This window comes from Chryseobacterium sp. Marseille-Q3244, from assembly GCF_940807095.1.
In the GTDB taxonomy this organism is placed as follows: domain Bacteria; phylum Bacteroidota; class Bacteroidia; order Flavobacteriales; family Weeksellaceae; genus Chryseobacterium.
The window spans coordinates 37,445-58,082 of record NZ_CALNWX010000024.1 but is presented as its reverse complement, the minus strand read 5'-3'; the positions used below and the strand labels follow the sequence as shown (position 1 = coordinate 58,082).

The window sequence follows — 20,638 nt, the reverse complement described above, 5'->3', positions numbered from 1 at the left end:
ATATAAAATGAAACAAAAGATTTTTAATCAAAATTCTGGTTAGAATTAATGCATAAAAGAGACCACCATTTAAGTAATCTCTTCTATTGTACCCTAATCTAATCTGGGAATTTTTGTAATTAAATCTTTCCGTTCAAGAATTTAATAGCCTTACTTGTATTCTCTAGCGTACCATGCGAGATGAAAAATATCAGATGGATCATATTCAAATCCTTCATTTGGCTCGATTTCCATTGTTAATTTATTAAATGTAACCTTGTAGCCAATTGGTTGGAGGCAGTCCTCTTTAGCGTCGTTGATAGCCTTGATCGCATCGCTACATGGTAATGTTATTTTAATCATATTGCTAAATTACATTTGCAGATATTTTTATTTTTACGGTTACCCGTAAGATTATAATTTTTATTAAAATTTGAATTTTGATGGTTTAGGTTTTAGATCGATCTGCCCTAAAAAATGTAAAGCTGTTTCGTCCAAGTGCTCCAATTCATACGGAGAAAAATTCCTTTTTTGATTAGGAAATCTTTAGACTAAATAGGATAAGAATTTCAATTCTATCTTTGTTGACAGCCAATTTGTTAAATTAGTGCTACTTCTCTAAAAATATAGCAAACATCCATATAAAAAGGACAAATATTTTATAAGTCAAAACTCTTGCAGATTAATTTTAAAATTATGAATAAAAAAAGAAAGGCCAAATCAGTGCTGGCAAATAATCACACTAAAAATTTACCATTACAGATAAAAATAATTGGTTAGTAGGCGCGCGAAAGATTCGAACTACGAATTGAAATATTTTAAAATTACAATCCCATGAAGATAACTTAACAGGAATCAAACAAAATAAACAACAATATAAACACCTTATTTTCAACTACATAACTCTAAAATATTTTCGATATCGTTATAAAAATAGTGTGGATAGCCTACCAGCGAGTTCACACACACTTCCAAATGGTGCCAATTGAAGACAATAGGCACCATTTTTATTAATAATTATCATCTAAAAATTAATAAAATTAGATTGATTCAATAGTAATACTTTCAGTATCAAACTTTATAAAAAGGGTAATCAGTATAACCTTTTGCCCCTCCACCATAGAAAGTGGCTCTGTCAAATGCATTCGGCTCAAGATCATTAACCAGTCTATAAGCTAAATCTGGAGTTGAAATATAATTTTTACCAAAAGCGACAGCACTGGCATATCCTTTTTCAATAACCGTCTCAGCTTTATCCTTATCAAAACCTCCCGCAACAATAACCGGCGAAGTATAAAAATCACTGATATGTTTGATGTACAATTTATCCGTATCAAAAGTTACTGTCGCACCGTTCCCAGGATCAATCTCTTTGTTCTCGATCACATGAAGATAAGCCAGTTTGTAATCGGCAAGCCTCTTAACAACATAATCGTAAATACTGTATGGATCAGGTTCAGGAGCAATTCCACTGACATTAAAAGGTGAAATACGTAGCGCAATTTTGCTGTTATCCCATACGGTTAAAATAGTATCAAGAACTTCGAATAACAATCTCGCTCTGTTTTCTACAGCCCCGCCATACTCGTCTGTACGCTGGTTACTCACGGTCTTTAAAAATTGTTCCAGAAGATAAGCGTTGGCAGCGTGAATTTCCACACCGTCAAATCCGGCTTCTTTAGCATTGATTGCTGCCTGACGATAATCTTCAACGATTTCTTTGATTTCAGCTACTGTAAGTTCACGGGGTGTCTCATAATCTGCTCTTGAAAAGTCAGGTAAATAAGCATGACCGGGAGCTGCGAGAGCTGAAGGGGCAACTGGAAGACTATTATTGGGCTGATAGTCTTTAAAAGAAAGTCTTCCAACATGCCAAAGTTGTAGGAATATTGTACCGCCCTCCTCATGAACTTTATCTGTTATTTTTTTATATGCTTCGATCTGCTCGTCAGTGTAGATACCAGGTGTATTAGGATATCCCTGTCCCTGCTGGGAGATCTGCGTTGCTTCAGCGATGATCAGCCCAGCACCCGCACGCTGTCCGTAATATTCAACGGCCAGTTCAGGCTGCGCAAAATTACCTGTAGATCTCATTCTGGTAAGCGGTGCCATAACTACTTTATTTCTCAAAGTGTATGCACCGATCTGTATCGGTGTTTCTAAAATATTGCTCATTGTTTTTTTAATTTTAATTGAGTTATGTTTCCCTGAGATAAAACAACCTCAGAGAAACATAAAAATTTATTTAATATCCGATTGTAAATCTTGAATTTTCGTGTTTTGGATCTTCAATTTCATTGACAAGGGCTACTGCGTAATCTTCGAACGAAATCCAGCTTTTTCCATTTATGTCTTTGATCAGATCATCACCTCCAAGACGATAAACACCAGTTCTAACTCCAGGTTCGATCAGCATCGGTGGACTGAAATATGTCCAGTTGATCACAGACTCCTTAAGACCAGCAAAAGTTTTCATATGTGATTTCGCAATGGGAGCCAGAATATCCGGCCAATGCCCCGAATCAAGAACGGTAACCCCCTGTGAGAACCAAAGCGAACCTGCTCCACCAACAACAATAAGCCTTTCAACACCCGACTTTTCAACTGCGGAGGTTATTCTTCCGGTGACTTCAGCAAGCATATCGGTATAACTTACATCTGTAAAAAATCTATCCTCTTTTGGTGGACCAAATGCACTAATCACAACCTCAGCTCCTTCAATAATTTCGGCAATTCTATTGATATCACTTAGATCGTCCTGAATACGGGTGATACTTTCAGGGAGCTTTTCGATGTTACGTAAAACTGCAGTCACTTCATGTCCACGGCTAATAAGTTCACTTAATACGGTGCGACCCGCCTGGCCGCTTGCCGCTAATAAAACGATTTTCATTGTTTCTTTTTTTTATTATTACTTTGTTTAATTATAAAAAATAAACCAAATGGTTTATTTTTGTGTAAAAAAAATTATCTAGCTATATTTCTAATCATTTTTTCTAAAAAACCCATAGCAATATTCAGCTCCAAAAGCCTTCCTGTAACCTTGGTCTGCATAACAGAACTTTCAATCATCAGAACGATAACAACAGCAAGCTCTGTAACATCAGTAGAAGACTTAATCTCCCCTCTCTCAATTCCAACTAAGATTAACTGCTCAATTTTGTTCTGCCATGAAATAAGCGCATTGGAAGCTCTATTCTTTAATAGTGGATGGGTATCATCAGCCTCTGTAGATGTATTAAGAATTGGACATCCTCCCTCCCAAGCTGGAAGGGTTAAAAAATTTCTTAATGTAGTTGGATATACAAGCAAACGGTCAACGGAATTTTCCTTTTTTGAGATTCTTTCCTCAAAATAAGAGGTCAACTTACTGATATTAAAATCAAATACTGCAAGAGCAAGATCATCTTTACTTTCGAAATGTCCGTAAATACAGCCTTTAGAAAGTCCTGTTGCTGCCATGAGATGCTTATAGGAGGTCCCAGCAAACCCCTGCTCATTGAAAAGAACTGCCGTTTTTTCAATAATATCCTGTCTTGTTCTCTCTGACTTATTCATCTGAATTACTCTTTTAATAACTTTACGCTACAAAGGTAAAAAAAATAAACCAATTGGTTTATTTTTTTTTGTAAAAGTACAATTCGGCTACTAAAATCATACTTTTTTTAGTAGTTAAATATTTACTAAAAAAATATAAAAGACAGTTGAAGCCAACGACTGTCCAATTACATAGATTTTTATTTTTACATATGCGAAAGGCTATATTGGAATAGACTTTATACATCTATAAGAATCTAGATGCAATATTTGAGAGTACCAATTCTTGCTTAATTTGACTTAAACCAACCAAATCATCGATAAAAGTGTTTGAAGATAAGCTCGTGAAGGTCACAAAAACTGAAAATAGCACCAATAATACTGGTGCTATTTTTATTTAAAACCTCATCAAACCGTCACATTTTAATTAATTATCTATATGAAAAAAATTATTTCACTTTTAACCTTATTACCTTCTGCCCTGTTATTTTCTCAACAACTTACAGGAGTAGGGTTTCAAAAGGGAGAAAATGAAGCTTGGGCTATTAATGTTAATCTGTCTACAAAACAAAATGTTGTAGTTTCTTATCCTGTATTAGGATGCTCCGGTAAATGGACTCTGATAAAAGAGGAAGGAAAAAAAATCTTATTTAAAGAAGTAATTGAAGAGGGTCTTGATAAATGTACACCCACAGGCTTTGTTACTTTAGTGAAAGACGAAATATCTCCATCCGCTTACAGATTTTACATTTTTGAAAAAAAGGAAGACAAAACTCCTTATGCTATTGGAGTTCTTGAAGAACAATAAAAACAGGCTTATCTGAACAGATAAATTATCACAATAAAAAAAGAGCATTGATTATAAAAATCAATGCTCTTTTTTTAACCATTCTGCTAAATCATCCAAAGCAATTATCGTTGAACTCTCTATAACAATTTTTGAAAAAGATGTGAGTATGCCTCAGAGAAAGCCATACCCACAACAATACCTGATCAGACTGCCAGGAAATAATAATTTAAATAACGTTTCTATTCTACATCCCTTATTAAGAAAGCGAATTTCTACCGTCTTTATTTTTTAATGATTTTTATGGTCTCAATACCTTTTTCTGTTTTTACCCTAATCCAATAAGAGGCTGGAATAAGGGATGACAAATTAATTTCTGCTTCCCCACTGCTTATTTCCTGTTTTATAAGAGTTTGTCCTAGAAAGTTAATCACTTCAACATTTACAATAGGTTGTTCGGATCTCAGGAACACCTTGTTTGTAGCAGGATTAGGAAAGAATTTAAATTTCGTTTTTTCTACTGACGATACATTTAAAGAACCAGAACATGTAGTCCCGGTATTTATAATACTATTGCCAACCCAGTTAGAAGAGTTGCCGTTTAAAGCAAAACCAATAAGAGTTCCATTGTAATTATTTCCACTGCTGTCTTGCAAGATTGTTATGGAAGCATTATTCGCATTAGCAACGCCCTGATTGAATTTATAATACGCCATTAATCCTATTCCCGGACCCGACAGCTCACAATTCATATGGCTTGTTATTTCACCGGGAGATAAAGCTCTATTCCAGATTCTTACTTCATCCATAGTTCCTGTAAAGCTATTGGCAGCATTATTAAAAGCGCCTAATCTAACCATATTTCCTCCTTCAACTGGGTCAATATCATTATTGGTATCAACTAATTCTCCATTTTTATACAATTTCATTGTACTAGTAGCAGCATCATACGTTACTGCAACGTGATACCAAGTATTAATAGACAATGGCACGGAGTCTTCCACACTAAACCAACCACCATTATGCCCAGCAGAAAGTTTACCGGAACTATTGGGGATCCAGAAAGCGTGCAGCCCATCCGAATCACCACCAGAGATAATGTTGTTCTGGGTGCTTAAACTTTTCACATAAATCCAAGCTTCTTTGGTATAACTTGTAGGTAAAATGCTTCCACAGTTTACATAATCGTTTGCGCCATCAAAATCCAGCGCTGATCCTTGCTGAGAAAATCCAAATTGGAAAATCATTAAAAAATAGGCAACCCAAATTTTTTGAAAATTTAGTTTGAAAGGCATTAAAAGTATTTTTCTTTTCATGATAAGAATTTTTATTAATTACTTCACAAAATTGTATTATTCTTCCGGAGATTCATATAAGGGTAAACCCCTGAATTGAAGATTGTATAATTTTCAATATTAGAAATTGATACATTTGTAAAAAAATATAGGTATGCCTACGATTAAGAAAATCATATTCTTATTCATTACTTTTTTCACATTATCATGCAGAGAAAAAAAGGAAAATTTTTATTTTGAAAAAGTAACTCCGCCAAAAGAAGAGCCTACAAAAGTCTGGTTAAGAAAAAATGAAAACTATAACGCAGATAAAGAACGTTACCTGAAAGTTTTTTTGGACTACTATCAAAGTAAAATGACAAAAGGTGATTATTCAGACGCTTCCAAAATTCTGGATTTAGTGACTACAAAATTTATTTATTTTTATGATTTTGACCCTCGTCTTACCAACGTTGTAAAAGAATTTGATGAAAGGTATAGAAGAGAATTACCACCGATAAAAACAATTTACATTGATAGTTATTATGGCAATTTAGAATTTGACAGAGACCATCTCAACAAGGCTAAGGATTACTTTTTAAAAATTACAGCCTTAGAACCGGATGATTATAAAAGCTGTTACAAAATAGCCCGTGCTTATTATGATTTATCATATACTTATTTTGTTTTAGGGGATTTAAAAAATAGCATAGAAGCGAATGAAAAATCAAGAAACTACTCCATAAGAATCAGAGATCGGGAAAGTATAGCTTCTGTAGAGTCGAATTATGTTAATATCTACAAAGCCAATGGTTCTTTCCAAAAGGCGGTCGCAAGTGCGGATGAAGTGATAAAGGTATCTAAAGAAATCGGGAACACGTATGATTATTTTATGGGAAAATATAACAAATGTTCTGTGTATGGTTTTTTTAATAAGCATCAGTTGAAAAATGAATACATCCACGAAACTTACAAAGAATACATAGCCAGCCCATATGATAATGATGTACTGCTGCTTTGTATCTCTGATTACGAAATAGAAGCTTTAATTGAAGAAAATAGATTAAACGAGGCCCAAATAGTTTTAGACAGAATAAAGCCTGTTGCAGAAAAAAACACCTCTCAAAATTGGCAAAAGGATTACCAGGCAACATTAGCTTTATATCAAATCGCCAGAGATGTAAAAACGTGTAACACAAAATATATAGAAAATTCACTACCCAATTTGCTTGAACATAAAAACTACGAAAGAGCTAACCTATTTTATAATGTTTTATTAGAAAAAGCAATTCAAAGCAGAGATCCAGACAAGGTTGTTTTTTATAATAATGAAGTGTACCGTACCAAGGACAGCTTATCGAGCGCAAAAAGTAAGCTGATCAATTTAGAACTCGCAGCAAAATATGAAACGAAAGAAAAAGAGCAGGAAATTAAACTCCAACAAGAAACTATTATCAATAAAAATGCTGTTATTGTGGCTTTAATACTCGTTTTTATTGCCTTGTTATTAGCCATTATTATTTATTATTTAAAGCAAAAACAAAAGAAATTGTCTTTAGAAAAAGAACGATCATTGCAATTTACCAAAAACCTTCTGGATAAAACCGAGGAAGAACGCAAAAGAATCGCCTCTGATCTCCATGACAGCGTGAGCCATGAACTATTGTCTCTTAAGCACTCGTTTGAGGTAAGCCAGCTTCAATTAAACGACAAGGTGGATAGCATTATTAATGACATCAGAGCCATCAGCAGAAATTTACATCCCGTTCTTTTTGAAAAAATAGGACTCGAAGCCAGTTTAGAACAATTCATGGAACGTATTCAAAATACCCATCGTTTTATGATCTCATCCGAAATCCATTATCAGGATGGTCTCACGACTGAAAAAGAATTACAAATCTATAGAATTGTGCAGGAAGCTGTTTCAAATATTATAAAATACGCGGATGCTATCGCCGCAAAAGTAATTTTAACAGAAAACAAAGACAGCGTTATTTTAGAAATTATGGATAATGGAAAAGGGTTTAATGTAAAGGAAACGCTGGAAAAAAAGGATGCTTTTGGTTTACACAATATCATAGAAAGAAGCAAAGCAATTGGTGGGCAAGCTCATATCACATCAAGTGATAAAGGCACAAAAATAGTGGTACAAATAAAAAAATAATACAATGAAAATTCTCGTTGCAGACGATCATCCTTTAACCCTGAATGGAACCGTTTCTTACCTTACCAATTTGGGATATAACGTAGTGAGTGCCTGCTCTAATGGAACGGCTGCACTTAATTACATTCAGATTTATTTGCCGGATGTAGCTGTTTTAGATTTAAATATGCCCGGTCTGGACGGATTGGAAGTGGCCAAAAAAGTAATGGAAAATAAATGGCATACCAAAGTGATCATCCTTACGATGCACAATGAAACTGGAGTTCTGAACAAAGCAAAAGAATTTGAAGTAGATGGCTATATTTTAAAAGAAAAAGCTTGCCCTGATTTAGAAAAATGCATGAAAGAAATTGCTTTAGGAAAGAAATATTATTCCGGAGCTTTACTTCAAAATTACACCATAGAACACACGGATGACCTTGGCAAACTCAACCTATTAACACTTTCTGAAAGAAAAATAATAGAATTAATAGCGGGTCAAAAAACCAGTAAGCAAATTGCAGAACTACTTTTCCTGTCTGAAAAAACAGTAGAAGGACACCGTACCAGAATTATAGAAAAACTGGGCATTCCAAAAGAAAAAAATGCATTACTGATTTGGGCCATACAGAATTATAAAAAATGAAAGAAATTCTTCCCCGATATTGTAAGTACTTTCAAAAAAAGCCCAATAGCTCTACTTTAATACATCATGAAAAGAATAAACTGCTTTAAAATAAAAAACCGTCTCATACCAATAGTGAAACGGTTTTTATTACCTATAAGATCGGGAATTCGTTTTATCTTCTGCCTCTTCCACCACCACCTCTGTTCATTCCTCCCATTCCCATTTCTCTTCCTCCTCTGTCAAATCCCTGTCCGCCCGGAAAGTTCATGCTGTGAATCATTGGTCCGGAATTATGATGAAACTGTCCCATATTATTCCTCATATTCATTTCATGATCCATTTGTTCTTTGCTTGCGGAAACACGGTTATCACGCATACCATCCATTTCATCTTTATTCGGATGATACATTACGCCTTTTCCTCCATTAAAGCTCATACGATTGTTATTGACAATATTCACTTTATTGATGTAGGTATTGTGAATATTATTATTCACTCTCCACACTGAAGTGTTATACATAAAGTGGCCATGATCCCATCTTCCGCCATAGAAACCGCTTCCAAAATATCCGAAACCATAGTTGATTCCTCCATAATACCCTACTCTAGGTCCCCAATATCCAGGATGCCATCCGTAGAAGCTATCGTAGAATCCCCAGTATCCAGGTGTCCACAATAGGCCAACAGAAGGAGGCAAAATCCAGACTCCTGGAACCCAGTAATATCCACTCACATCCCAGGCCCAATATCCCGGGGTCCACAAATAACCATCTCCCGGACACGGAGGCTGTACATAATCCGGTAATGCAGGTGGTGCAAGCTGAGTTTTTACAGTAACAGTCGTTTGATCATCAATATACCCAGTATTCTGTGCAAAAAAAGAAGTTGTTGCAAAGAGAGCAATAATGGAAAGCATTATCAATTTTTTCAGAGCCAGGTACAATTTTGCAGCAAGCAATTGAGTACCGTCTGAGATCATATCATCCTTCATTAGAAATACGTCTTCATGATAGGAAATTGTGTTTGTTTTCATAAAAAAGAGATTTAAGGTTTGATTTAAATTATTATATCATACCTCATAGAGGTTATAGTTATCAAAAAATTACAATTGAAAAACTATAATGTATGGGGATTACTCTTAATTATTTTTGGGAATAAAGACATTAATATTAATAAAATAAATCCATTATTTATTTTCTATTGAATAATATCCTTTTTCCAATCATTTATATCCAAACTACAGACCAATCTCACGAATTAAGCATCAATAAAATTAAAATTATATTAAATATTGAAAACTAAATGAATACAATATTATTGAGAGGACAAAAAACAAATGGTGTAAGCTCAAAAATTTTTATATAATTTCAGCCTTTAAAAATAAAACGGTTATCAAAACGGTCTACTTTAATTAGATTTAGAAACGTAACATTTTTGGTTATACTATTTTTTTTGAGGTAAATTGATCCAGTGAAAACCGTCTTTGGCAATGAGTGCATCTGCATTTTCAGGGCCCCATGAGTTGGCAGGGTAATTCGGGAAACTTGTCATTTTACTATTTTCCCAATGATCAAGAATCGGCATGACAACTTTCCACGCTTCCTCCACTTGATCAGCCCGCATAAATAAGGTCTGATCTCCCGAAATAACATCTAACAATAGTGTTTCATAAGCCTCCGGCGACTCGGTCTTTGTTTTTTCCGAATAATCAAATACCATATCCACCGTATTCAGCATCATTTCAAGACCCGGCGTTTTGCTTTCAAGCTGAAATTTAATCGACATATCTGGTTGGATACTAATAATAAGCCTGTTCTGTTTTGGAATAGCGTGTTCTTCATTATTGAACATATTATGTGGCACTTCCCGAAATTGCACCACGATATAGGAAGCTGTTTTAGAGAGTCTTTTACCGGTTCGCAAATAAAAAGGAACACCCTGCCAGCGCCAGTTATCGATATTGAATTTCATAGCGGCATAGGTTTCAGTATTTGAATCTGCCTGCACATCAGTTTCTTCAGGATAACCGGGAACCTCTTTCCCCTCAACCCAGCCTGATCCATATTGCCCTCTGACAGCTATGGTATCAATTTTACCCGGAACAATTTTCCGGATAGCCTTCAAAACATCCACCTTCCGGTCACGCACAAGGTCGGCATCGAAGTTGATAGGCGGTTCCATGGCAACAATACATAACAATTGCAGCAAATGGTTTTGGATCATATCCCTCAAGATGCCTGCACGGTCAAAATAACTTCCTCTATTTTCTACACCAATCTGTTCGGTCACCGAGATCTGAACATGTTCGATATGCGTACGGTTCCATAGAGGTTCCATAATGGTATTGGCAAAGCGAAAAGCCATCACATTCTGAACTACTTCTTTTCCCAAATAATGATCTATCCTGTAGATTTGCTTTTCATCAAAAATGGTCAGTAAGTTTGCGTTTAAAGCCCTTGCAGATTCCAGATCTCTGCCAAATGGTTTCTCAATGATGATGCGAGCGGTTTTCTGGTCATTCTCCAGTTTGCTTTTGGAAATATTCTCTGCAATGGTACAGAACAAATCCGGTGAAACAGCACAATAATACAGTATTGAAGGATTCTGTTTCCACTCTTCCTTCAGCTTACTTACTTTCAAATAAAATTTATTGTAAGAAGCTACATCATTGATATCAGCTGCCTGATACGAAATATTTGAAGAAAACTCTGCCCACTTCTCTTTTTTAGCCTTCCCTGTTCTGGAAAACTGATTGATCCCTTCCAACAGGGAATCCCGATATTCCTGATCACTCAATTCTGTTCTTGAAGTTCCTATAATAGCAAATTTTTCAGGCAATCTGTTTTCAAGAAAGAGATTATACAATGCAGGAATGATTTTCCGTTGAGTCAAATCTCCGTTTCCTCCGAAAATAATTAAGACTGTAGGGTCTACTTTTGTATCTGAAGTTTTTGACATTTTTTATTTACTTTTTTTAAACTTAAATTAAAACAACAGGTTAGTTTTTAAAATTTTTCATCACCCGTTTCATATGAAAAACAGCCCGTCATTCATTGATTGCTTTAGAATACTAAGCTTTTAAAACACTTATCATGATGGACGATCTTCCAGATTCCGAATTTTCCCCAGGCGTCGCAGATGTCTTTCAGCTCCGATGAATTTTGCTTTAAGAAAAGCTAAAACCAATTCTTCGGCCATTGCATAACCTGTGACCCGTCCGCCGAGACAGATTAAATTCATATCATCATCTTCAACACCCTGATGTGCCGAGAAATAATCTGTGATCAATGCGGCCCGAATACTGGGAATTTTATTGGCAACAACACAGGCTCCCACCCCACTGCCACAAATCGCAATACCGCGGAAAACTTCTTTTGAAGCCACAGCTTTTGCAAGTGGAATTACAAAATCCGGAAAATCATCTGCACTATTAAGTTCCATTGCACCATAATCTACCGGTTCGAATTGATGTTCAACCAAAAAAGATTTTATTTTTTCCTTAAGTTCAAAACCACCGTGATCTGCGCAGATTCCAATTTTTATGAATACCGACATTCCAATTTATTATTTAATTCTAGAATATTTTTGTCATCGTAAAGAATACATACTAAGGTCGTAAAAAATTTATATGTTTTTCGAAAATAAAACAACCGCTCTTTGTACTATATTTTCAATGCTAAATCCGTATTCTTTCATGATTTCTTCTCCCGGTGCAGATTCGCCAAATTTGTCGATTCCGATTATATCACCATCGTCAGTTGTATATTTCATCCATCCCATTGATGAACCCGCTTCGACAGCCAATCGCTTACGGATTTTTTTGGGTAAAACCTTTTCTTTATAGGCATCAGCCTGCTGATCAAATAAATTCCAGGAAGGCATGCTTACCACACGGGCGTCAATCTTATTTTTCTTCAGTTCTTCCTGAGCTTTCAAAATTAAATGAACTTCAGATCCACTGGCAATTAAGATCATATCAGGTTCTCCTTCCGAATCTGAAAGAATATAAGCCCCTTTCTCCAGGTTTTTGGCATCCATATATTTTTTTTGATCGATAACCGGAATTTCCTGCCTGGTCAGTGCAATAGCAACAGGTCCTTCTTTGTGTTCAATCGCAACCCGCCATGCATGTACGGTTTCGTTTGCATCCGCCGGACGAATAACGGTCATATTCGGAACTGTTCGTAATCCGATCAGTTGTTCTACCGGCTGATGCGTTGTCCCATCTTCTCCGAGACCAATACTATCGTGGGTAAAGACCATGATCTGGCGTATTTTCATAATCGCTGCAAGCCGGAGTGCCGGACGCATATAATCTGAAAATATTAAAAATGTTGCGCCGTATGGAATTAAATAATTGCTTAAAGCCATTCCGTTAAGCACAGCTCCCATGGCATGCTCGCGGATTCCAAAATGGAAATTACGACCGTCCCGGTTGGCTGTGGAAAATGATGAATAAGCTTCCAGAACTGTATTGGTAGAAGGCGACAAATCTGCTGAACCGCCTATTAATTGAGGTAAATATTCTGCAATCGCATTTAGTGTTTTGCCAGAAGCCTTACGTGTTGCTATCTCTTCCCCTTGTTCAAATACCGGCAGCTTTTCTTCCCAGCCCTGAGGTAATTTTCCGGAAGAGATAGACTCGTATTCTTCAGCAAGATCAGGATACTTTTTCTTGTAACGTTCAAACAAGGTATTCCATTCATCCTCATTCTCTGAGGATTTCCTGCCTGCTTCACGATAAAAATCCAGTACATCGTGAGGCACGATAAAACTTTTTTCAGGATCAAATCCGAAATTTTCTTTTACTAAACGAACTTCTTCTTTTCCCAGAGGTGAGCCATGTGCTGACGCCGAATCATGTTTATTGGGACTTCCATAACCGATATGGCTACGAACTTTTATTAAAGAAGGGCGTCCTGTTTCTTTTTGTGCATTCCTGATGGCAATGGATAATGCTTCAAGGTCATTAATATCCTGTACATCTTGTACATGCCATCCGTACGCTTCAAATCTTCTGACAACATCTTCATCAAAAGCCAGATCAGTATTTCCTTCAATCGTAATATGGTTGCTGTCGTAGAAATAAATCATATTCCCTAAACCCAAATGTCCGGCAAGCGATGCTGCTTCTGCAGAAACACCTTCCATTATATCACCATCACTGCATATGGCATAAATATTATAATCAAATATATTAAAATCCGGTTGGTTGTAACGTTTTGCCATATATTGCTGAGCAATCGCCATTCCGACTCCGTTCGCAAATCCCTGTCCCAATGGGCCGGTCGTCACTTCAATTCCCGGAGTGAGCCCATATTCGGGATGACCCGCAGTAATACTGTGCAGCTGTCTGAAATTTTCTATGTCACTTAATGTAACGTTATACCCTGTCAAATATAAATAGCAGTATTGCAGCATGCAGGCATGACCACAAGAAAGAACAAACCTATCCCGATTGGCCCATCCTGGATTTTGTGGACTGTAATGCATGACTTCAGACCATAACAAATGTCCCAGTGGTGCTAAAGCCATTGGCGTTCCCGGATGTCCTGAATTTGCTTTCTGTACTGCGTCTGCTGAGAGAACCCTTACTGTATCAATACTTTTTTGAGTTAAGTTTTTATTTTCCATTGTTACATTTTTAATTAATAATTTTTGTAAATGGGTAAAAGAAAAAGATCGAAAAACATTTTGAATTTTTTGTTTTCAGTTTCTGAATTCAATGTTCCTTCTTTTTACATCAAAACTGTGACCATTTAAAAATAAAAGATTCTATTCTTCAAAAAATCTAAACAAGACGGTAACAGGAAAAGCCTGAGGACAATTTATGGAATGGTACAATTAACAAATGAAAGGATCAGAACCGATATGATTTATTTCTGAATCGGGAAATTCAGTGATCTACGCGAGCGATTATCCAGTAAAGTTATTGTAATCTTTGATACAGTATTAAAATTTTAAACAAAAAAAAATCCCGGATTAACCGGGATTTTAAATTCTTCTATTTACATTTATTTGATCTCTACAGGAACTGAGATTTTATCCCAATCCATTGTGAATCCATTATTGTTTATTTTATACACTAAAGTTTCCTGTGTGGCTGGTAAAGCTTTTGTTTTTACATCAACACGTAAAGCATCTTTTGCTTCTTCATATTTATAAGCACCCCATTGTTTTGGCTCTTTGTTAAAGATGGCAGTCCAGGTTCCGCTTTCTTTAGGAATTAAGAAAAAGCTATATTTACCTTTAGCCAGTTTTTTACCCTGAACAGTAATATCTTTATCCGTTTCGAAAGTTGTGGCTTCATTGGCACCTGCGCGCCACACTTTATTATACGCTTCTAAACCACCCCAGATGGTACGTCCTTTTACAGAAGGACTGCTATAAGCTATTGTAATAGTTGCATCTTTAATTTTTCCGGTTGCCGTAGCCGGAGGGCTAGCTGGTTTTTTAGCCTCCTGAGCAAATGCATTCACTGAAATTGTCATGGCAGCCATAACTACGACCACTGATTTAATCATTGTTTTCATACTATTCTTATTTATTTGTTTTTATTATTGTTTGTTTACGAATTTACTTCTTTCGGCTTATAAAACAATAGCCCGATTGCAGAAAATATTATGACTGCCGCTGCCCCAATTACATTAAGCCAAAGGAACGAAACGATATCAAACTGATAAACGGCAATCACCGTAATTTCTGATAATATCGCCGCTATAAATACATTGGAACCGGTAATCTTTTTGTAGTAAAATGCGACCAGAAAAATCCCTAATATTGGGCCGTAGAAAAGAGAACCTAATACGTTAACCGCTTCAATAAGGGAACCCATCTGCGTTGCAAACATGGCCACACCGATTGAGAAAATACCCCAGGCCAAAGTGTGCAGTCGGCTATACTTCAATTCGGTGGCATCATCAGGAATTTCTTTTTTAAATATCAGATGAACATCTTTTAATGAGCAGGCAGCAAGAGAATTCAGTGCTGCCGAAATGGAACCCCAGCTGGCCAGAAAAATGACAGCAAACAGTAAACCGATCATCCCTACAGGCAAGGTATTTTTTACGAAATACAGGAAAATGTAATTGGTATCCGTTTTCTCCGCATTATAGTTTGAATGATTAATTGCTTCCTCTACCCTTCCGTGAAGTGCTTTTACTTCGGTTTGTGTGTTTTTAAAATCCTGAATTGTTTTATTGAGTTCGGGAGAATGAGTCTCTTTCAACTTTAGAATTTCTTTTGATTCTGCATTGAATTTAAGTTGTAAATCCTGATGCTCTTTTTCAAAAACGGCAGCCTGTTCAGGTTTTGTTTCCTTTAAATATTGATAAGAGCGTTCGTTAAAATAAATTGGAGCCGGTTTCAGGGAAAAGAAAGCGAAAAGCAAAGCGCCAATCAAAAGAATAGCAAACTGCATCGGAATTTTAACCAATCCATTCAACAACAAACCCATTTTTGCATTGGTATTATCTTTCGCTGTAATATACCTCCCCACCTGACTCTGGTCAGTACCAAAATAAGAAAGTGCCAGAAAAAAACCACCAATCAGCCCGCTCCAGATATTGTATTTATCTTTCCAATCGAATTCTGTGGTGATAACATTGAGCTTTCCTGATTTCCCTGCCAGATAAAGCGCATCGTTAAAACCAATTCCATTTGGCATATTCTGAATAAGCAGATACCCTGCAAAAGCCATGGTTCCCAGAATAATGAGAAACTGTAATTTTTGGGTATGAGCAATTGCTTTTGCTCCACCAACATAGGTATAAATCAGCAGAATACCTCCTGTTAAAACATTGGTTAAGTAAATATTCCAGTTTAAAACGCTTGACAAGATGATACTCGGAGCGTAAATACTGATTCCTGTTGATAAACCTCTCGAAAAAAGAAAAAGCAATGAGGTAAGTACCCTTGTTTTTTTATCAAAACGGTTTTCTAAATATTCATAGGCAGTGTAAACATTTAAACGCTGAAAAATCGGGATAAAAGTGATACAGATCACAATCATCGCCAAAGGCAAACCAAAATAATACTGCACGAAACGCATCCCGTCTGTATACGCCTGGCCCGGTGCTGAAAGAAAGGTAATGGCACTTGCCTGGGTAGCCATAATCCCTAAAAGCACAATATACCAGGGCATTTTATTATCTGCTTTCAGGTAAGATTCGTTGCTTTTTTGGCCACGACCGATCAATACGCCGTAAACCACCACTACAACAAGTGTAAAAATAAGAACTGTCCAATCTATAGTACTCATGCCCAGAATTTAGTAAACCAATAATAAAATGCGATCTGCAATACTAATGCAACAGCTAATAGTATGTACCAGATATTCCAATTTTTAAGTTGCTTGTTCATCAGTTTTTCTGTGCAGATAAAAAGTTTAAAAATAAACGTGCCGCTCCCACATTTCCTGCAGGCAGCTGTCTGAAAAATGCCAACGGGGTATAAATAAAATTACCCTTTCCGTATTTGGCATATAAAGTTGATCCCTTCAAAGGTTCTTCATCTGTATCGTGCATTTCAAAAAGCGGTTCATATGCCGCATCCCATTGGGCAGGGAAATAGGCACCACGCTCCTGCACCCAGCCTTTAAAATCATCTGTAGTAATTTTGTTCGGAAAGTTCAGTAACTTATGATTGGGATTTAACAACGTAACCGCAGCATTTTCTTCGGTAACCCTCTTATTGGCAATGCTGAAATTGTACATTCCCAATTGGTCAACGGATGTATCCTGGTTGGTATTGTACTGCATCACCAAATTACCTCCCGCTTTTGCATAAGACCATAAAAAAGGCATCCAGCGACCCAGTTTTTTCTCAGTGTTATTGGCACGAACACCCAATACAATGGCATCATATTGCGATAGCTTGTTTTGACTACCATTTCCGCCAGATCCATCTATGTTGCCATAAAAATCTTCGTCTTTCAGGACCTCTACCTGAATCCCTGCAATGCGTAGGAATTCGGGAATGAAATCGCCCGCACCTTCTATATACCCTACTTTCTTAACCTTTGCCTGAATATCGCCCTTCATTACAGTGGCTGTTGCAGGCTCAAAATATTGCAAGGAAGGTAAATGCGGGTACTGAATTACTATTTGTTTTTTATGATAGGTAACTCCATCTGCAACAAAATTGGCATCCAATTGCAGACGAGATGAGTGTATTGCAGCAAGCTTAGCTTTTGGAATAACGTAATCGATGGTAGTATTTTTCCCATTGATCGAATTAACATCAGCACTGCCTAATTGTTCTCCGTTATACATCAGGTTTAGAACCCCCTTACTATACGGTTTATTAGAATTAGCCTTAAGATTTAAACTCAAATGTACATCTTCATTGTCTTTGGCCACATACAATGGCTGTGTAAATTTCAGTTCTATTGCAGGAACAATGCGCAAGGCTTCAACGACATCTCCACGCACCGGGTCTAATTTCTTGAAAGATAAAGGAAGTTTAACCTGAAAATTTTCAGAACCGATTTTTAAACCAACCCAAACATTCAATGGTGATTCTGCTTCAGGCAAACCGACTAAAGTCTCATTCGGAACAGAGAAAGTTGCTGCGTTCGTAGGAGGTTTTGCTAACCAGTAAGGTTCCGTGAGTGCTGCATCAGCAGGAATCTGAATGTCATGCTGAATGGTAATTAAAGAATCTTTTGAAAGTTTTTTATTGAAGCTTTCTGACTGACTTAACCATTTTACATTCTCTAAAGCGACAGGATTTGTAGCTCTTGATATCAGATTTAACCTGAAATTGTAATGGTCTCCGGCAACAGCTTCAGCCTGATTGGTCACCACCTCGCCCATAAATCCGGCACAGCTTAAAATGATTTGGTCAAGAGATTGAAGTTTATCCCTTTTCAGATCTGTATCTTTTAACGCCATCACCTTTTTTCGCAAGGCAAGCAAAGCAGGTAAACTAAGGTCCGGATTATTGAAATTGAAAGCGGAAATAATTGTATCTAGTGTCTGGTCAATGTCAGCATTTCCTTGTGAAGTCCAGGTTTTAGAGACTCCGTCAAAAAGTGTCGTTTTTGCAGGTTCACCCATAACATGGGCAAAATATTCAGTTCTGATGCCGGCTACAGACTGTGTTCCTGCCCCCTGGCTTTTATGTAAACTTCTGCTCAATCCTGCCAATTCACCATAGCCCATTCCCAGTTGCGCATCATATTGTCCAACGGTAACTTTCAGTTGGTTTTCAGCTGTTGTATTAACCCCACCAAATCGGAAAGTATTCCACAATACGCGTTTAGGCTGCCATACATTGACATATTTTAATTGATCTGGAAAAGCATTTTTATCCCCTGCCAGCTTAAAAGCCTTTTCTGCCACTACAGCCGAAGCCGCATGTTGTCCGTGGCCTGCCGCAGCAGTAGGAGGAAAACGACAAATAATAACATCAGGACGAAATTTACGGATGACCCAAACCACATCCGCTGTAATGCTGTCTGCATCCCATTGTTTAAAAGTATCGGTGGTATTTTTAGAGAACCCGAAATCAATCGCACGGGTAAAAAACTGTTGGGCACCGTCTAACTTTCTCGCTTCCAAAAGCTCATGCGTTCTGATTAAACCCAATGCAGCCCCTTGCTCTGTCCCTAATAAATTCTGACCACCATCGCCTCTCGTTAAAGACAAATAGCCCGTTTCTACATTTTGGTCGTTGATTAACCAGGAAAGTAATCCTGTGTTTTCATCGTCGGGATGCGCTGCAAGATATAAAACTTTAGGCAGCTTTTTAAGCGTTTTGAGATCGCGGTAAATTTCAGATGATTTGGAGGGCCGCACCTGTTGGGCCGAACAAAAACCCGTATAAAAGCTAAGGATAAATACAGTGATTACTTTTTTGAACATTTAGATTTGCTTTGCAGGGCAAATATAAGTAAATCATCTTTCTTTCAATAGTAAAAGAATCAGACTCTGAATTTCACAAAATAAAACAAACTTTATTGCTATCTATAAAGCTGTTTAAACTTTTTTATTAAACCCCAAAGGAGACACAAAAGCTTTTTAAACACTTAGGCGATTTAAGTTATCTACTTTGTATGTAAGAATTTTAAAAAATCAAAGATTTCTATTATTATCACAGATTGAGCAGATTTTTCACCCATAAGAATTCTGAGATCTTTTGGAAATTACCGAATCAAAACTTATAGGTTTTAAAACTTATGCATATTAAAAACCTATAAGGTTTAGTCCCTTTATAAAATAAAATCTGCGAGAGAAAATGTTCACAAACATCTGTGAAATTTGTGGAATCTGCGGGAAACTCTTTTAATCACAAACTCAGAGTTCGATGAAATTAAAAAGAACCAAAATATTGATAATCACGTATGAATTAAAGTTTCAAAGAAAATTAAAGCCACTTATTTTTTTCTCATTATATTCCGTGTAAGGTAGAGATAATTAAACATGCAAAATGTGGCTACCGCCCCAAAAGTATGCCATAAAAAGTGGGTTCCGAAACTCAACCATTCCCATTTATCAATGATCCGGAAAGTGAGTGCAAGAGCAAACGACAATAAAGCAAAACCTACCCATTTACCGGCTTTCCATTGGGTATAGATTAAATATCGTAATACCGAAAAAAGCACAAATGAAGCCATGATTGCATAATTTACGTTGATAAAAAGAGAAGTCTTATCTACCAAAATCCAATTTCTCAAACCGAGCATCAATACCAGATATACAAGAACCATTACAACAGCATAGTACCATTTGAGGCTCTGAGCTAAAAAATAAAACCCGGCAGAAAAGCACAATACCATAATAGGCAACCAATCCATCATGATAAATACCGGCCATTGCCTGAATGTATGATAGACAGTTCCTCCTATGGCACCTATGTATAATAAAACCAGGCAGTATGTTAAAAAAGGATATTCTTTAAAATGTCCTTTCATTTTAAGGGTCCAAAAAATGGCTAAGGCTAAAAAGAATGCAGCTGTTATTGCATTTAGCGGCTCAGGGAAAAACTGGGCCATATCTGTTTCTTTATATAACATACCTCCGTCCAGAGGGAATTGATGTATTGGCATTGTCCTTTTTATATTTGTTTATCAGCATGCTGTAGACCACAAATTGCAGACACAGGCCATTTTTATATAGATCGTCTAAATATAGAGAAAATTATGGCATTCTATACCTGAATCTGCCCGATTATATTTTATAAAATTGTTAATTCCAGCAACTTCAGTTATTTCTGTTGTTTGAAAATGATATTCAGCGTTTCAATACTTTTAGATGCGTGAAAATGCATAGATGTTCAGTTTTTAGATT

15 protein-coding genes are annotated in these 20,638 nt (G+C 36.5%); 3 read left to right on the top strand and 12 right to left on the bottom strand.

Features of this window, described 5'->3' with window-relative positions; all coding sequences use genetic code 11:
• Positions 1-1,050 precede the first annotated feature (1,050 nt).
• From NBX25_RS23630 to NBX25_RS23620, 3 genes are all read right to left on the bottom strand, one after another.
• Positions 1,051-2,154: an alkene reductase gene (locus NBX25_RS23630; RefSeq protein ID WP_250255709.1), complete on the bottom strand. Its 1,104-nt coding sequence runs from the start codon at positions 2,152-2,154 to the stop codon at positions 1,051-1,053.
• A 70-nt stretch (positions 2,155-2,224) separates the two neighbouring features.
• Complete coding sequence (locus NBX25_RS23625; RefSeq protein WP_250255708.1) at positions 2,225-2,872, bottom strand: NAD(P)-dependent oxidoreductase; 648 nt, start codon at positions 2,870-2,872, stop codon at positions 2,225-2,227.
• A gap of 74 nt (positions 2,873-2,946) precedes the next feature.
• Positions 2,947-3,537: a TetR/AcrR family transcriptional regulator gene (locus tag NBX25_RS23620; protein WP_250255707.1), complete on the bottom strand. Its 591-nt coding sequence runs from the start codon at positions 3,535-3,537 to the stop codon at positions 2,947-2,949.
• A 418-nt stretch (positions 3,538-3,955) separates the two neighbouring features.
• Between NBX25_RS23620 and NBX25_RS23615 the strand changes: the two genes are divergently transcribed.
• Positions 3,956-4,324, top strand: a complete 369-nt coding sequence (locus tag NBX25_RS23615; protein WP_123911001.1) for a hypothetical protein — start codon at positions 3,956-3,958, stop codon at positions 4,322-4,324.
• Between the two features lie 263 nt (positions 4,325-4,587).
• On the opposite strand, the gene NBX25_RS23610 is transcribed toward NBX25_RS23615, so the two are convergent.
• Positions 4,588-5,619, bottom strand: coding sequence for a LamG-like jellyroll fold domain-containing protein (locus tag NBX25_RS23610; RefSeq protein WP_250255706.1), 1,032 nt, complete (start codon positions 5,617-5,619; stop codon positions 4,588-4,590).
• A 133-nt stretch (positions 5,620-5,752) separates the two neighbouring features.
• On the opposite strand from NBX25_RS23610, the gene NBX25_RS23605 reads away from it, so the two are divergent.
• The gene (locus NBX25_RS23605; RefSeq protein ID WP_250255705.1) at positions 5,753-7,741 is read left to right on the top strand and encodes a sensor histidine kinase; all 1,989 of its coding nucleotides are present in this window, start codon (positions 5,753-5,755) and stop codon (positions 7,739-7,741) included.
• A 4-nt stretch (positions 7,742-7,745) separates the two neighbouring features.
• The gene (locus NBX25_RS23600) at positions 7,746-8,366 is read left to right on the top strand and encodes a response regulator transcription factor (RefSeq protein ID WP_123910998.1); all 621 of its coding nucleotides are present in this window, start codon (positions 7,746-7,748) and stop codon (positions 8,364-8,366) included.
• 154 nt (positions 8,367-8,520) lie between these two features.
• Here NBX25_RS23600 and NBX25_RS23595 read toward each other — a convergent pair whose 3' ends face one another.
• The 8 genes from NBX25_RS23595 to NBX25_RS23560 all read right to left on the bottom strand — a co-directional run bounded on the left by NBX25_RS23595 (position 8,521) and on the right by NBX25_RS23560 (position 20,397).
• Entirely contained in the window at positions 8,521-9,381 is an 861-nt protein-coding gene (locus NBX25_RS23595; protein WP_250255704.1) for a YXWGXW repeat-containing protein, read from the bottom strand.
• A gap of 410 nt (positions 9,382-9,791) precedes the next feature.
• Positions 9,792-11,306 (bottom strand): glucose-6-phosphate dehydrogenase, encoded by a 1,515-nt coding sequence (gene zwf, locus NBX25_RS23590; protein ID WP_250255703.1) that lies wholly within the window; start codon positions 11,304-11,306, stop codon positions 9,792-9,794.
• A 132-nt stretch (positions 11,307-11,438) separates the two neighbouring features.
• The gene (locus NBX25_RS23585; RefSeq protein WP_250255702.1) at positions 11,439-11,903 is read right to left on the bottom strand and encodes an RpiB/LacA/LacB family sugar-phosphate isomerase; all 465 of its coding nucleotides are present in this window, start codon (positions 11,901-11,903) and stop codon (positions 11,439-11,441) included.
• 69 nt (positions 11,904-11,972) lie between these two features.
• Entirely contained in the window at positions 11,973-13,982 is a 2,010-nt protein-coding gene (gene tkt, locus NBX25_RS23580) for a transketolase (RefSeq protein ID WP_250255701.1), read from the bottom strand.
• A gap of 380 nt (positions 13,983-14,362) precedes the next feature.
• A complete protein-coding gene (locus NBX25_RS23575; protein WP_123856572.1) occupies positions 14,363-14,881 on the bottom strand; it encodes a DUF2911 domain-containing protein in 519 nt (172 codons plus the stop codon).
• 35 nt (positions 14,882-14,916) lie between these two features.
• Positions 14,917-16,608: a sodium:solute symporter family protein gene (locus tag NBX25_RS23570; protein ID WP_123910994.1), complete on the bottom strand. Its 1,692-nt coding sequence runs from the start codon at positions 16,606-16,608 to the stop codon at positions 14,917-14,919.
• 100 nt (positions 16,609-16,708) lie between these two features.
• Positions 16,709-19,213: a PIG-L family deacetylase gene (locus tag NBX25_RS23565; protein ID WP_250255700.1), complete on the bottom strand. Its 2,505-nt coding sequence runs from the start codon at positions 19,211-19,213 to the stop codon at positions 16,709-16,711.
• Positions 19,214-19,725: 512 nt separating this feature from the next.
• On the bottom strand, positions 19,726-20,397 hold the full coding sequence (locus NBX25_RS23560; protein ID WP_250255699.1) for a hypothetical protein: 672 nt from the start codon (positions 20,395-20,397) through the stop codon (positions 19,726-19,728).
• Between the last annotated feature and the right edge of the window lie 241 nt (positions 20,398-20,638).